This is a genomic window from Roseibium sp. (genome assembly GCF_965232425.1).
Lineage (GTDB): Bacteria > Pseudomonadota > Alphaproteobacteria > Rhizobiales > Stappiaceae > Roseibium.
In genome coordinates this window covers 4517318-4532164 of the sequence record NZ_OZ246971.1, presented here as the reverse complement: position 1 = coordinate 4532164, position 14847 = coordinate 4517318, and the positions used below count along the sequence as shown (strand labels likewise).

The window sequence follows — 14847 nt, the reverse complement described above, 5'->3', positions numbered from 1 at the left end:
AAATCAATCCATCCACGCCACATCGCAGGTGGCTAAATCCGGGACATCGAATCCCGGACAGCAAAAAAGCGGCACGGGGTGCCGCTCTTTCTTTTTCAGGATTGTCGTGCCTGTTTGAAAGGACAGTGCAACGGCTGTGAATGTTTCCTCAGGCCGCGGCAACCTTTGCCAGGAAGTCGTCCACGACACCCTTGAGGTGACGCGCATGATCGGCGACTTCGTTGGAGGCCACTTCCACCTGGCCGGCGGACTGGGCCGCCTCGGCAACCGCGTTCATGACGCCGGAGATGTTGTTGGCAACACCCTGCGTGCCCTCCGCCGCATCGCGGACATTGCGGGAGATCTGCGCCGTGGAGGCATCCTGCTCCTCGACCGCTGCAGCGATGGCTGACGTTGTTTCGTCTGCCTGCTCCATGGTATCGCGGATTTCCTGGATGGCGACCACGGAGTCGGCGGTGGACGACTGGATCGCTTCGATCTGGGTAGCGATTTCCTCGGTTGCCTTCGACGTCTGCGTCGCAAGTTCCTTCACCTCGGCGGCGACCACGGCGAAGCCTTTCCCGGCCTCGCCGGCCCGTGCGGCCTCGATCGTGGCATTGAGCGCCAGGAGGTTGGTCTGTTCCGCGATCGCGCGGATCAGGGTCACGACCTCGCCGATCTTGTTCGCCGATTCCGCAAGCTCGGACACCTTTTCGGTCGTCATTCGGGCGCTGCGTGATGCGTTGGTGACGATCTCGGTCGCCCGCGAGACCTGTTCGCCGATTTCGGCGATCGATCCCGCCAGCTGCTCGGTGGCAGCTGCAACGGATCCGACATTGTCGGATGCGGCCGTTGAGCTGCTTTCCGCTTCGGAGGCCTGCGACGTGGTTTCGCTGGAGATCTGGCTCAGCACCTGGGCGGTAGCCTGCATCTGCTCCATGTTCGCGGTGACGTTTCCGAGGACGGATTCAATCTCGTCGCGGAACTCCGTGATCATCGTGTCGATCCGCGCCTGCCGCTCCAGCTGTGCGTTTTGCTCTTCGCGCGACACGGCCTCAAGGTTACTGCGCTCGATGGCATTTTCCTTGAAGACCTCAACTGCCTTGGCAAGATCCCCGATTTCGTCATTGCGTGTGGTTCCGGCGACATGAACGTCAAGGTGACCGTCCGCAAGATCCCGCGTGATGTTGACGAGACCCAGCAATGGCTTGACGAGACCCCGGTCGACGACGAAGAGCCCGATGGCAGCGGCGATGACAAGGCTCGCGATTCCGATCCCGATCAATGCCATCGATCCGTTGTCGAGAAGCGCGTTGATCTGATCGGTGGCCTGGTCGACGGCCGCCAGTTCCAGCTCGATGAGCGAGGCTACCGACTGGCCGATGCGCTCGACCGCGGCGAACATTTCCGTCACCTGCTCGTTCGACTTCTGGGTGCTTCTGAGCTCCTCGAGGTGATCGCTGAGAAGCCCGTTTTTCGGATCGCCATAGGCAAGCAGCTGTTCAAGCTGCGCCTGGATATCTGCGGACCCCAGCGCATCCAGCCCGTCGCGCATGTGTTTCGCATCCGCGGTGACCTTCTCCTGCAGCGGCACGAGCAGGGCCGCATCTTCCGTGAGGCCGCCCTGAACAAGGGTCGCAACGAACTTGTTTGCGAATGCCTGCGCTTCGAGCGTGGTTTTCAGCTGGCCGACCTGGTTGTTCAGGAGATCGGAGATGATTGCCGAATTCTCGGTGACAGCCTCTTCGGTATCAATCGTCAGGGTGAACAGCTGATCGTCAATCTGCATGATCAGCGCATCGTCAATGGCCTTCTGCAACCCGATGGCTTCATGGAGCGTCTTTTTCTGCTGGTGCGACGAAATCGTGCCCGAACCGCTCTTGGCAAGCGTCTTTTCAACGAGTGCGGTGAGCTGGTCGAAATTCTCTTCTGCGCCGGTGACCAGTTCCATGGACGCAAGCTCGTCGCGATATTCGGCTATCTTCGTCTGCGTGGCAATGATCTTGTCTTCGAACAGTGTCAGCAACGCCGGATCATCGACAAAGGCGACCGTTTCGGCGAGGCCGACAAGCAGGTTCGTCTCTGCGCGCAGCTCAAGATAGAGCCTCAGCTTGGCCATTTCCTTGTTCGCGAGATTGTCCACCAGGTCCCTGCTCTGCGCTGCGGCATCCTCGCCGCCCAGAACAACCGTGAAATAGGCATCGTCCACAATCGGCGTAATCGCGCTGTTCACGCCATCATAGGCTTTGAACAGGGCCGCCATGCGCGCGTCCTTGGCTTCGCGGGCGGCAATTTTCTCTTTCGTCGCCTCGTCAAGAACGCCGAGGCGCTCCTGGAAAGTCTGGCTCTGCGAAAACAGCTCGTTGACGATGTCCCGGTTCGCGTCCGACGCGATAAAACTGGATTCGATCTGCTCGATCAGGGACACCGAATTCTGAAGGGCTCGGAAAGAGACTTCCTGCGACTGGAGCGTAACGCTGTTGGCGACCGCGGCTGCCGCCGTCGCGACTTCCGTACTGGTGAGCGCCAGCTGGGCCGCGTTTTCGATCGAGGGCAGCCTGTTTTCAGAAAGGTCCGAAAAACCGCTCTCCACCCGCTGAAACGAAAAAAGCCCGATGCCGATCGCTGTCGCGGTCAGCAGGACCAGACCTGCAAATGCGGAGAAGAGCTTGCCCCTGGTTCTCAGCTTCAGCGCCGAACCCTTTGGAAGCAAACCCGAAAAGATGTTTCTGTACCCAGCCATGTCCCCGACAGTCCTCTCAGAACAAACGTCTGCCCTATTACCTGACCCCAGATGGAAAAAAGGAATTCGCTGGCCCGGGCATCCGGGCCAGCGAACGCTTCCGGCTTAGCTGGCCGGCTTGTCGATCGGCGAGAAACCGCCGTCTTTCTGAATGGTCGTCAGGAACACGTCGTTCATGCCCTGATTGTCGTCCTGACCGAAGGACAGTGTTACGCCGCCCATGTCGAAGTTACCGGTGCTCCAGTAAGCGTTCAGGAAGTTCTCGCGGGTCACGTCCTTGCCGGCTTTCTCCAGGCCCATGACAGCCAGGCGACCGACGACATAGCCTTCCAGCGTGACGAACCCGGGCTCGGCAGACGGATCTTTCGCCTTCAGAGCAGCCTGGTATTCCTTCACGAGCGGAACAGTCGTGTCCCACGGGAACGGGACAACCTGCGAGATGATGACGCCTTCGCCCGCATCGCCGAGCTCAGCCGACAGAGCTTTCGAACCGACGAAGGAGATGTTGACGAACTCGGCGTCCATCTTGACCTTCTTGGCAAGCTTGATGAATTCGGCAATCGGCTTGTAGGCGCCGACCATCACCACGGCCTGCGGCTTTGCCTTGCGGATTTCCAGCAGGGCAGACTTCACGGCTGTCGTGTTGCGCTGGTAGGTGCCTTCTGCAACCAGGTCCAGCCCGCGCTTTTCCATGGCAGCCTGGACACCGGCGAGACCGACACGGCCAAATCCGTCGTCCTGATAGAGAATGGCGATCTTATCGAGGCCGAGCGCACCATGCAGATGCTCGATCCATGCCTCGGTTTCAGCGGCGTAGGTTGCGCGGACGTTGACGATGTTGCCATGCGCCGGATCGCGCAGGAAGCCTGCACCGGTAAAGGGACCGACAAACGGGACCTTGGCGGCGGTCGCAATCGGCTGGGTCGCCTTGGATGTCGGCGTTCCGACAGGACCAATCAGGCCGAAAACTTTCTTGTCGTTGATCAGGGTGTTCACCGCAGCGATGGAACGATCCGGCTCGTAGCCGTCATCCATGCTGACCAGTTCAATCATGCGGCCATGTACGCCGCCTGCAGCATTCGCCTCTGCAAAAGCTGCCTCAATGCCAAGTTTCATACCGGTACCGAGTGCTGCTGCCGGGCCTTCAAGAGCAGCCGCCTGGCCGAACAAGATCTTGGTGTCACTGACACCATCTTCAGCAAGCGCCGGACCGAACGACATCATAAGAGATGCGGCCAGCGTAGAAACAAGTGCATTTCGCAATGTAGACATCGTTTGAAGTCTCCCTAGAGTGTGCAGCGCACAAACAAGCGCCATGCACCCAAGGTAGTACGAAAGTATTAATAACCTGTATTTGAGAAAATTACACTTCTGTCGTGAAATATTACGATATCAAAACAAGAGAAAAATACGGACAGTTGGAATTTAAATAAACCGCTCTGCCTTATTAAGAAATGCGAAAAAACTTTACCCGCGAAAATTATAAGAATTTTAAGCTTCGCTTTTCTGTTAGACGACTTTCTACGATCTATTTGACCATAGGTAATTTTTGCTTTGCGTTACATTTCATGATCTCTGCTCATCTAGGCTGATCTCAGAGATTCCTGCATTGCTACTGTACCGTCGCAAAGACAAAACGCAACGTACGGTCGTTTTCAGGTTGTATTTTTCATCCCTTCCGGCGCCGGTTCTTGCCTATTTCAGGGAAAATTTATCGGAAGTGTTTACCCGGTCACTCCTCGCGTGCACCTCGATTTCCTCTGCGTAATCTTCTAAAAAAAGAGAAAACAAAAAGATCCAAAGCTGTTTTGCGCTCAAACGTGACGAAAATCACGCCCTTGATGCAGAGACTGAACTAATGCGATCCGGAAATTCATTGAGGAAACTCTACGATGCCACTCACGAATCCATTGTTCCGGGACAATCAACGAATTCGCAACGCTGCGGAAAATGCGCCTCCCATGCGCCGGGGTGAACGCGATACCGAAGCAGTCCGCATTTTGCAGAATGCGCTGATGGCCGTGAATGCCGCCACCATGCGGCGTTCCATCCGGTCGGACGGCACGCTTGACGGTGACTATGGCGGCGAAACCGTCGCCGCCGTCTCCAGGTTCCAGGAAATGCAGGGGCAGGCCGACGAGGGCCGAGGTGACGGCATCGCCGGACGCCTGACATGGCAGGCCCTGGACCGGGAAGCGCCGCACCGGCCGGTGCCGGTCAGCATCGCGCCTGCGCCCGTCGTCACGCCTCCCGCCGAGAGCCCACAGACCTTGGGACCCGGGTCGGTCAGAACCCCGACGGCAGCCGTGCTCCTGCGCGAGTACCGTCGTTTCAGGGACGTCAACGGCTTGCCCTGCGGACAGGGGATTACCAACCAGTGCGCCATCCGGATGAGCGTCGCACTCATGCGCAGCGACATCGGCTTTCATTTCGACCGCACACGCATCCGCTATACACATACCGCATCGAACAGGAGATGCGGCACCGGGGTAGCGCACAATGCCAGCGCGTCCCGCCTGATCGCATATCTCCAGGATTTCTGGACTTTCCGGCGATACTCCAAAGCCGGCGCGAACGCGCTCACGGCCGCGCAGATCGAGCAGGCGATCTCCGGCCGTCCGGGTATCATCTATTTCGAGGATTGTTTTCAGCGGACGGACGGCTCTGCCGGAGACCACATCGACTTCTGGGACGGGTCCCGTGTCATGAACGACCGGCTCGACTACAACGGCCCGGGCGAACGCGAACCGGGCGAAGGCCCCTCGAGCAGCCGCTGGTTCCGGAACATCCGGCGCGAACTCTTGTTCCTGCAGATCCCGGCCTGAGCCGGATCAACGCGCGAAAGACGTTCAGCAGTGCACCAAACATCAACTCCGGAGGCCGCGAGGCCCCCGGAGGTTCGAGGCGTGGTGCGAATTAGAGCGTGCCGGCACCCATTTCCCTGGCAATGTGATCCGCCTGCCGGATCGCCAGCGCAACGATGGTCAGTGTCGGGTTCTCGGCCGCACCGGTCGTGAATTGCGAGCCGTCCGAAATGAACAGGTTGGCGATGTCATGGGTCTGCCCCCACCTGTTTACCACCCCGTCCCGCGCGTTTTCCGACATGCGGTTGGTGCCGAGGTTATGCGTCGACGGATACGGCGGCGTCGGGAACGTGCGCGTCGCGCCGACCGCTTCGTACACCGCTGCGCCCTGCCGGTAGGCGTGGTTGCGCATCGCGATGTCGTTGGGGTGGTCGCTGAAATGCACATTGGCGACCGGCAGGCCCCATTGATCCTTGACGTCGTGGTTGAGCGTCACCCGGTTGGTCTCCTGCGGCATGTCCTCACCGACGAGCCACATCCCGGCCATGTTTTCATACTGGTCGAGCGCAGAGGTGAATTCGCGGCCCCAGGCGCCCGGGTCAAGGAACGCGGCCATGAACGGAATGCCGAGCGCCAGCGTTTCCATCTCGTAGCCGCCGACGAAGCCGCGTGACGGGTCATGGCGCGATTCATCCTGGATGATCCCGGCCATCGTCGTGCCGCGCCACATCCGGACGGGCTTGTCGAACACGGCATAGACGGACCCCGTCATGTGCCGCATGTAATTCCGGCCGACCTGCCCGGAGGAATTTGCCAGTCCGTCCGGAAACAGCGTCGAGGCCGAATTGAGCAACATACGCGGAGATTCGAACGAGTTGCCGGCGACGCAGACGATGCGAGCCTTCTGCATTTGCAGGTTGCCGTCCTTGTCGAAATATTCGACCCCGGTCACCTTTCCGTCCGGATTGTGCAGGATCCTGGCAACATGGGCACGCTCGCGCACCTCCAGGTTGCCTGTCGCCTCGCCCCGGGGAATGTCGGTATAGGCAGCGGACCATTTGGCGCCCCACTTGCAACCCTGGAAACAGAAGCCGGTTTGCTGGCAAGGCAGACGCTCGTCGAAGTCCTCGGCATTGATCGCCATACGGCCTGTATGAACATCCTTGTAGCCGAGTTCCCGGGCTCCCTTTTCAAAGACGAGGTAGTTGTTGTTTCCGGGAAGACCCGGCCTGCCATTCGTGCGGGTCACCCCGAGCTTGTCTTCGGCCTTGGCGTACCAGGGCTCCATCTCCGCGGCATCGATCGGCCAGTCGAGCAGGCTTGCGCCCTGAACATCGCCGTAGGTCGTGGCGGCCTTCCATTCATGCGGCTGGAAGCGCAGGGACGCCCCGGCCCAGTGCGTGGTCGTGCCGCCGACGGCCTTCACGATCCAGGCGGGAAGTCCCGAAAAGTCCTTTGAAACCCGCCAGTCGCCACTGGTCGTGCGCGGGTCCACCCAGGCAAGCTGCCCGAAACTCTCCCACTCGTCGTTGACATAGTCCTCCGGCAGGTACCGTCCCCCCGCTTCCAGGGCGACCACGCTGACGCCTTTCTGCGCCAGCTCGTTGGCAAGAACGCCGCCGCCGGCGCCGGTTCCGATGACAACGACAACAGTGTCGTCGTTCAGATCAAATGGTGCAGCCATAGTTCTGTCCTCCCCTACGGCTCAAAGCCAGTTGATGTCGTTGAAACCGCGGTCGATGTAACCGCCCTTGGAATAGCTCTCGCCTTCATATCCGAAGACCGGCCAGACCGCTTTCTGGTTGTAGAGCCCGGTGACAAGGCCGCCGCGGATCTTCTGGAAAAACGCGCTCTCTTCCATGTTGCGCAGGATATCCACCCGGTCGCGCTCCCATCCGGCACCAAGATATCCGTCATGCCCTTTGCCTTGCGCCGCAGCGTCAAGGGCCGCAATGCCGGCTTCGACCTCCTCGGCAAGATCCGCATTGTCGTAGCCCTGGACCGCGATCACATAGAACTCGTCGGCGATACGGTCGTGCGGGTAGATGTCCCGGGCCATCTGCACCAGCGTTGCAAAGGTCTCTGGCTTCAAGGTCGTCACTTCCGCCGCCCAGGCTGCGTCCTTGGCAGCGATGAAACCCGATCCGATCACGAACGAAGCGCCCGCCGCGCTTGCGCTCAACAGCAATTGCCTGCGGCTGAGGCCTCTCGGCCCGTCTGCCTTTCTCATTTTCTCTCCTCCCTCTTGATCGTCATTTGAAGCGGCCGCCCCGCTCGAGCACCTCGATCTGGTACCCGTCCGGATCCGCAACGAAGAAAAACCGGGCAACCAGCTCTCCGGCCGGCGCGAATTCGACAAGTTTTCTCGGATTGAGCCCCGCGGCCTCGAAGCGCGCGTGTTCGGCGTCGACATCTTCGACGGAAACCGCGAAGTGCCCGTAGCCGTCGCCGAGGTCATAGGGGGCGGTCTGCGACTTGTTTACGGTAAGCTCCAGCTCGAATTCGCTCTCCGCATTGCTCAGATAGATGAGCGCGAATTCGGGGAAATCCAGGCGATCCTTGACGGTCAGACCGAATGCCTTCTCGTAAAAGGCAAGCGACCGCTCTTCGTCCAGAACGCGGATCATGGAGTGAATTGCTTTGGCCAAGAGACCGTCCTCCCGCTGCTGTGACTAGGCGGAAGGGTAGAAGGTGCCTGTGCGGGTGGGTGGTATACTTATACCACCTGGAACTTTTTCTCCGGCTTTGGCTCTTCAAAGGTCGTCGGCATCATGTCTGCAACGTTGATGCCCGGGTTGACTTCGATGAATTTCAGGCAAGCACAACGCAACAGGGACGTGAAGTTCGTCGGCTCGCCGCGCAGCTGCAAGACTTCGGAATGCAGCGTGGAAATGAAGGTCGGTGTCGAGACATTGTCCCGCCGCGCGATCTCGTCAATTATCTCCCAAAAGGCGTTTTCCAGCCGGATGCTGGTGCTTTGCCCGTTCAGACGCATGCTGCGTGTCTGCGTGGCATAGCGTTCGGGATCCTGTCCCGCAAAGATCTGACACATGTTGTTCCTCCCGGTGTCAGTTTATTGGCTCGCAGAGCAAATTGCCCTGCTGGCTGCCGTGCGTGCACGAACGCGATCATTATGATCCAGAGACCGGCGAAGCGCCAGCCACCGCGTCGCGGTGGCTCCTGAACGGCGATGACGCTGGTGGGTGTGGGGCACCGCGCCGTTCCCCTCCATCGTCACCCCGGACGAACGTGAGTGAGATCCGGGGCCGGAGAGTCCGTGTCTCGCAACCCGCACCAGGAGAACCTGTTCCAACGCCCGTGCCTCCCCGATCCCGGCGCGCGCTCCGCTTGGCCGGGATGACGAAGGACAGGTGTCGATCCAATACACTTCCCTCTCCGTCATTGCCGGACTTGATCCGGCAATCCATGCCCTGACGCTACAAAAACGCAGTCCCTGACAAGCGGACAAGAAACCGCATGGATCCCGGATCAGGTCCGGGATGACGCTGGTGGGGGTGGCGCGGGATGCGCACATCCGTCATTCCGGGCAAGGACGGCGCAGCCGGACGCTGAGCCGGAATTCAGATATGAGCGTGAGCGGAGCGAACACCAGAACCACATACCCCTCCTGACGCTTCAATCACGCAATCCCCGACAAGCGGACAAGAAACGGCATGGATCCCGGATCAAGTCCGGGATGACGCTGAGTGGGTGTGGTGCGGAATGCAATTTGCCAACAACTCCCCCCTCATCCTGAGGAGGACCGCCAGGTCCGTCTCGAAGGATGGGCCGCGAGGCCTGCGCTTGCCGCCCATCCTTCGAGACGCGCGATTTCGCTCCTCAGGATGAGGAAGAGGATAGGGCTGACCGCGGTGGGTGTGGGGCACTTCACCCTCCCCCGCCATCGTCACCCCGGGCGCAGCGCAGAGGAGATCCGGGCCCCGCTCGTTTCCGAATTCTGTGCCGGAAACCGCTGCGGTTCGCCCGAAAAGATCGATACCCTAAAGCGCCAGTTTGAGTTTGCCGCCGTTCGCCGACCGTGAACAGCAAGACATCATGCGCCGGTTTTCAGTGCGTTCGCTTCTCGTCAGAACCATGTCCCGGTGGTCGACTTCACCGTCGAGCACCGTAACTTCGCAGCTGCCGCACAGGCCCTCCCGGCAATCGCAGGCGACATCGATCCCGGTCGCGAGAATGGCGTCGAGCAGCGTCTCGTCCGCCCCGACCGTGATCTTCAGACCCGAGTCCGCCAGATCGACCTCGAACCCGCTTTCACGGGCGGGATCGAGGCCGGCGCTCCCGGCGGCGAAGAACTCGAAATGAAAGCTGCCGCCGGGCAGATGCGCGGTCAGCTGTTCGAGCGCGGTGATGAGCCGCTGCGGCCCGCAGACGTAAATCTGCCCCCCCGGGGGCAGGCCATTGACGATCTGCTGCAGATCGGCGCGTTGCCCTTCGTTGCCCGCATGGATCGTCAGGCAGGAACCGTGCTCCCGCTCAAGCCGTTCGATAAACGCCATCGTCTGCCTGGTGCGCCCGCAATAGTGAACATGGTAGGACTTGCCCAGCGCCTTCAGGCGATCAGCCATGGCGATGATCGGCGTGATGCCTATGCCTCCGGCAACAAGGACATGCTGCTCCGCGTCTTCATCCAGGCGGAAGAGATTGTGCGGACCGCGCAGCCGCAGCTCCATCCCCTCATTCACCGCATCATGAATATGGGCGGAGCCTCCACGTCCGTTATCCTCGCGCAGGATCGCAAGATCGTAGCCGCCGTTTCCCGGCTTCCCGCAAAGGGAATATTTGCGGTCGTAACCGCCGGCCACAAGCTCGACATGCGCTCCGGCGCTCCACTTCGGAAGCGCCCGGCCGCGCGCATCCACGAGCGTCAGGCCAACGACGCCGTCTGCCTCCCGGCGAACCGCGGCGACCTTGACCTTGCGGGAAATGTCCCGCCGGAGCGGCGGACCGACGGGGAAGTGCCGCTCGCTCCGGGACAGTGAGGGATCGCGCCGCTCGGGATTGCCGGCGGGATCCCAGGCAACCCAGACCTCTTCGGGTCCTCGGAAAGACGTGCTTGGAACATGGGAGAACGTCTGCTCGCAAAGCTTCAGATGCGGCAGGCGGCGCGTGAATTCCTCCAGGAAGATCCGCATTTCCATGCGACCGATATTCTTGCCCATGCACTGGTGGCTGCCATAGCCGAATGTCAGGTGATCGACGGCATTGTCCCGGTAGATATCGAACCTGTCGCCGTCCTCGAAATGGTGCTCGTCCTGATTGCCCGAGGCCTGGACGATGAGAAGCTTGGCCCCCACCGGCAGCTCCACTCCCGCGAGACGGGCCGGTGCGGTCACCTGCCTGCGCCAGGCAACAATGGACCCGGCGTAGCGCAGGCATTCCTCGACCGCGTTGGGAATGAGGCTCGGGTCGTCGCATATGTCGTCCCATGCCTGGCGGTGGCTCAGGAGCGTCCGGAACATGTTGGCCGACGCAAGGGAGGTCGTCTCATGCGCGGCGACAATGATCGCCATCATCATGGAATGCACGTAACTGTCGGTCACCACATCCGGCATTTGTGCGTTCTTTCGGATGGTTTCATGCATCCACCCCGTGCCGTCCGGCTCCTGCTTCATCCGCTCGATGATCTTGCCGGCATATTGCCAGAACTGCCCGACGGAATGGGCAACCGCGATCTGCTGTTCGTCTGTCGGCTTGCCCCATGTGTTGACGGAATGGGCGACGGAGAAGGTCTTGAAGACCGCGATCTCATCTTCCGGCACACCCAGGAAATGCAGCGCGACATTGAGCGGTACCTCATAAAGAAGCGCGTCGACGAGGTCGACACGGCCGCTATCGATGAACTGATCCATTTTCTCGCGCGTCAGCCGGCGCACCATCTCCTGCTTGGTTTCCAGGTTTTCCGGCAGGAAGTGATCCATCAAGACGCGCCGCCGTTCCATATGCGCGGGCTCGTCCTCGTTCACCATCGTCCGGTTGAGCTGATAGCCGTAGCTCTTCAGAACCTCCATCGCCTCCGGCGGCGCCGGCGTGATCTTTTCAAGGGCGATACAGGGCGAATAGAGAATGTTGTCGCGAAAGACCGCCTTGATGTCCTCGTACCGGCTGACCACCCAGTAACCGAGCTTTTCGCTGAAGAAGACCGGCAGCTGCTCGCGCGACCAGCGCAGCGCCTCGGCGGGGTCCGCCTGGTAAGGCGCGTCGAACGGATCGAACTCGGCGGCCGCACGTGAAAACGGGCAAGCTGCCTCGTCCGCGGTGCCCGTTTCTGCATCGCTCGAACCCGTCATGTCCCCACCCTCGTCAAATCACGTCTTCTGTGTTTCACGGGCAGTATAGAAAAGAATAAGAGCCCGCGCGACAACTGGCCTGCCACCTTCCTCACCGGCTCGAAGCGGCACCTGTCCCACGTTCCCCGTCATCCCGGCAAGGTGCACGGATGAAACTGATGCGTTTGGCGCGGGATGAGGTGAGCTGGCAAGGTCGGTCCCACTCCCCTTTGTTCGTCATCCCGGACGAACGTGCGTGAGATCCGGGGCCGGAGAGCCGCCAGGCTGGCCAGTTACCCCGGCAAAAACCCTGACGCCTGTGCCGCCCCGGTCCCGGCGCGCGCTGCGCTTGGCCGGGATGACGAACGACTGGTGTCGATCACATACCTTTCAACCTCCGTCATTGCCGGACTTGATCCGGCAATCCATGCCCTGACGCTTTAACACCGCATGCCCCTGAAAAGCGGACAAGAAACGGCATGGATCCCGGATCAAGTCCGGGATGACACCGGTGGGTGTAGGCACCTCCCTCCCCTCGGCCTTCACACCGGTTTCAATACCATCCTCATCCTGAGGAGGACCATGGGTCCGTCTCGAAGGATGGGCGGCAAACGCAGGCGTGTGTGCCCCATCCTTCGAGACGCGCGATTGCGCTCCTCAGGATGAGGCGGAGGATAGGGCTGACCGCGGTAGGCGTGAGGCAGCTCACCGTTCCCTTCCATCGTCACCCCGGACGAACGTGAGCGAGATCCAGGGCCGGAGAGCCGCTGTGCTGGCCAATTCCGCCCGCAAAAACCCTGACGCCTATGCGTCCCCGGTCCCGGCGCGCGCTGCGCTTGGCCGGGATGATACTGGTGGAGGTCACGCGGGAAGCGCACATCCGTCATTCCGGACAAGGACGGCGAAGCCGGACGCCGAGCCGGAATCCAGACATGAGCGTGAGCGAAGCGAACACCAACACCGCATGCTTTGCCGGTCGGACACGAAACGGCATGGATCCGGGATCAAGTCCGGGATGACGCTGCTGGTGTGGGTTCGCTATCCTTCTACTCAGCCCGCGAAATCGACGACGATCGTGCCTTTGGCGCGGCCTTTCTCCTGGTATGCGAGGGCGTCCGTGGCGCTGGAAGGCGCGAAGCTGGTGGCGTCGACAACAGGCTTGACCTTTCCGGCCTCAACAAGCTCCTTGAGTGTCGCAAGATGACGGGTCTCTGGCATCATCGGAACGAACCTGTACCTGGCGTCCTTTTCCCTGGCCTTGCGCCTGAGGTCGCGTGCCTTGAACCAGAGCACTTGCCGCACGAGCGGATTGAGACCCAGGCGCCTTGCAGCCTTGTCGTCAACCGGGCCAAACAGGCTGATGACTGCGCCGCCCGGCCTGATCACGTCAAAGGCGGAAAAGGTCGCGTCTCCGCCGAGCGTATCCAGCACGATGTCCAGATCGTGCACGATGTCCCGGTAGTCCACGAGCTGATAGTCGAGGACGTTGTCGGCGCCGAGCCCCCTGACCCAGTCCGCGTTTTCCGTGCTTGTCGTGGTAAAGACCGTCGCACCAAGGAATTTTGCATATTGAATTGCAAATGATCCGACAGCACCGCCGCCCTCGTGGATCAGGACGTGGTCACCCGCCCTGAGCCCGGCCCGCTCGAACGCCTGGATGACCACGCTGCCGATAAGCGGAAGACCGGCGGCCTCGCGAAAGCCGGTATTTGCCGGCATCTCCCTGACCTGAGCCGCTGGTGCCGATACGAACGCCGCGCACGTGTCGAGACCGACTTTCGGCACATGCCCGAAAACCGCGTTGCCAAGATCATGCGTTGCCACGTTTGCGCCCTTCGCGACGACAATGCCGGAGATGCAAAGCCCGCGGCCATGCGGATATTTCGTTTTCACGATACAGGACTTCTTTCCGTCTTCGGCAAGAAAATCGGCCGGATTGACGCCGGCAGCATGCACCCTGATCAGAACCTCGCCTCGGCCTGGCTTCGGTTTGTCCGGCCAGCCGTCCACAGGATCAGACTCGGTCGTCCGAACGCGGCGTGTTTCGGGTCGGAATTCAATCATCGGCTTGACCCGTCAGCGGGTTTGCCACCCTGGGTTTGCCACCCTGTCCAAAGACACGTGTCTTTTCTTGCGAAACTGATGTTTTACGCGCCGCCCGGGACCGCAACACCAGGCGTGTCGGACCGCCTTGCGATCTTTCGGCGCAGCTGGACACTGTCCTTGCCGCGCACGCGAAAACGGGCCTATCCATTGTGATATCTGCGTCAGTAGACGGTGGCAGGTGCGGCAGAAGAGGCCAGGCTGGTGCCAGATACAGCGGTATGCGGCCACCTCCTGCCTCCTGCGCGGACCTCAAGTGAAGCCAGCAAAACTCTGTCATCATTATACGGACGCCTCAATTGACAGACGCCCCCACACACGCGAATTCTTAGCAAGAAAAAGGTAAAAAAGATGTACATGCAGAATTATTTTGAATAGACGAGATATTTCTTGGATAAATTATTTTGAGATTTATTATTCACTACAAACATATAGCTCGGATTTGTTGAATACCCGAGGGAGCGTCCTGACCCAGGCTGGTTTGAACGGGGCGCGCAAACGTAGTGGGCACGGACCTTGTTCGGCGCGGATGCCATTGCTTGAGCCCGGTGGAGAAACGAATCGTGAGCGGATGGACCGGCAGCCTGATGCAGTGGCTGTCGGGATGACATCCGACCGGTGTCGACAACACGCTTTCCAACCCAGACTTGACCCTGCAATCCATTCCCTGGCCTTTGAATCGCACACGCGCTGCCAGACAGAAACGGAACGGCATGGATCCCGGATCAGGTCCGGGATGACACCGGGGTTCAGTACCCCTTATTTCCGTTCACCATTACTTCGAGATTACCACCATCCTCATCCTGAGGAGGACCATGGGTCCGTCTCGAAGGATGGGCAGCAGGCGCAGGCGTGTGTGGCCCATCCTTCGAGACGCGCGTCCGCGCTCCTCAGGATGAGGCGAAGAATAGGGCTGACCACGGTGGGTGTG

The 14847-nt window shown here is 60.4% G+C and carries 9 protein-coding genes; 1 reads left to right on the top strand and 8 read right to left on the bottom strand.

The genetic code is table 11. From position 1 onward, the window contains the following. Positions 1 to 148: 148 nt before the first annotated feature. The gene (locus ACO08A_RS20580) at positions 149 to 2722 is read right to left on the bottom strand and encodes a methyl-accepting chemotaxis protein (protein WP_422037797.1); all 2574 of its coding nucleotides are present in this window, start codon (positions 2720 to 2722) and stop codon (positions 149 to 151) included. Between the two features lie 105 nt (positions 2723 to 2827). After that, positions 2828 to 3994 carry an ABC transporter substrate-binding protein gene (locus ACO08A_RS20575; protein WP_422037796.1) on the bottom strand — a complete coding sequence of 389 codons (1167 nt, stop codon included), beginning with the start codon at positions 3992 to 3994 and terminating at the stop codon, positions 2828 to 2830. 620 nt (positions 3995 to 4614) lie between these two features. On the opposite strand from ACO08A_RS20575, the gene ACO08A_RS20570 reads away from it, so the two are divergent. Continuing rightward, positions 4615 to 5547: a T6SS effector amidase Tae4 family protein gene (locus ACO08A_RS20570; RefSeq protein ID WP_422037795.1), complete on the top strand. Its 933-nt coding sequence runs from the start codon at positions 4615 to 4617 to the stop codon at positions 5545 to 5547. A 91-nt stretch (positions 5548 to 5638) separates the two neighbouring features. Here the strand turns inward: ACO08A_RS20570 and ACO08A_RS20565 are convergent, their stop codons facing one another. The 6 genes from ACO08A_RS20565 to ACO08A_RS20540 form a co-directional block, all read right to left on the bottom strand. After that, on the bottom strand, positions 5639 to 7210 hold the full coding sequence (locus ACO08A_RS20565; protein ID WP_422037794.1) for a GMC family oxidoreductase: 1572 nt from the start codon (positions 7208 to 7210) through the stop codon (positions 5639 to 5641). Between the two features lie 21 nt (positions 7211 to 7231). After that, positions 7232 to 7756, bottom strand: coding sequence for a Twin-arginine translocation pathway signal (locus ACO08A_RS20560; protein ID WP_422037793.1), 525 nt, complete (start codon positions 7754 to 7756; stop codon positions 7232 to 7234). A 22-nt stretch (positions 7757 to 7778) separates the two neighbouring features. After that, positions 7779 to 8174 carry a VOC family protein gene (locus ACO08A_RS20555; RefSeq protein ID WP_422037792.1) on the bottom strand — a complete coding sequence of 132 codons (396 nt, stop codon included), beginning with the start codon at positions 8172 to 8174 and terminating at the stop codon, positions 7779 to 7781. Between the two features lie 68 nt (positions 8175 to 8242). Beyond that, positions 8243 to 8578 (bottom strand): ribbon-helix-helix domain-containing protein, encoded by a 336-nt coding sequence (locus ACO08A_RS20550; protein WP_422037791.1) that lies wholly within the window; start codon positions 8576 to 8578, stop codon positions 8243 to 8245. A gap of 949 nt (positions 8579 to 9527) precedes the next feature. After that, entirely contained in the window at positions 9528 to 11834 is a 2307-nt protein-coding gene (locus ACO08A_RS20545) for a cytochrome P450/oxidoreductase (protein ID WP_422037790.1), read from the bottom strand. 1029 nt (positions 11835 to 12863) lie between these two features. Further along, on the bottom strand, positions 12864 to 13877 hold the full coding sequence (locus ACO08A_RS20540) for an NADP-dependent oxidoreductase (protein ID WP_422037789.1): 1014 nt from the start codon (positions 13875 to 13877) through the stop codon (positions 12864 to 12866). Positions 13878 to 14847: the final 970 nt, after the last annotated feature.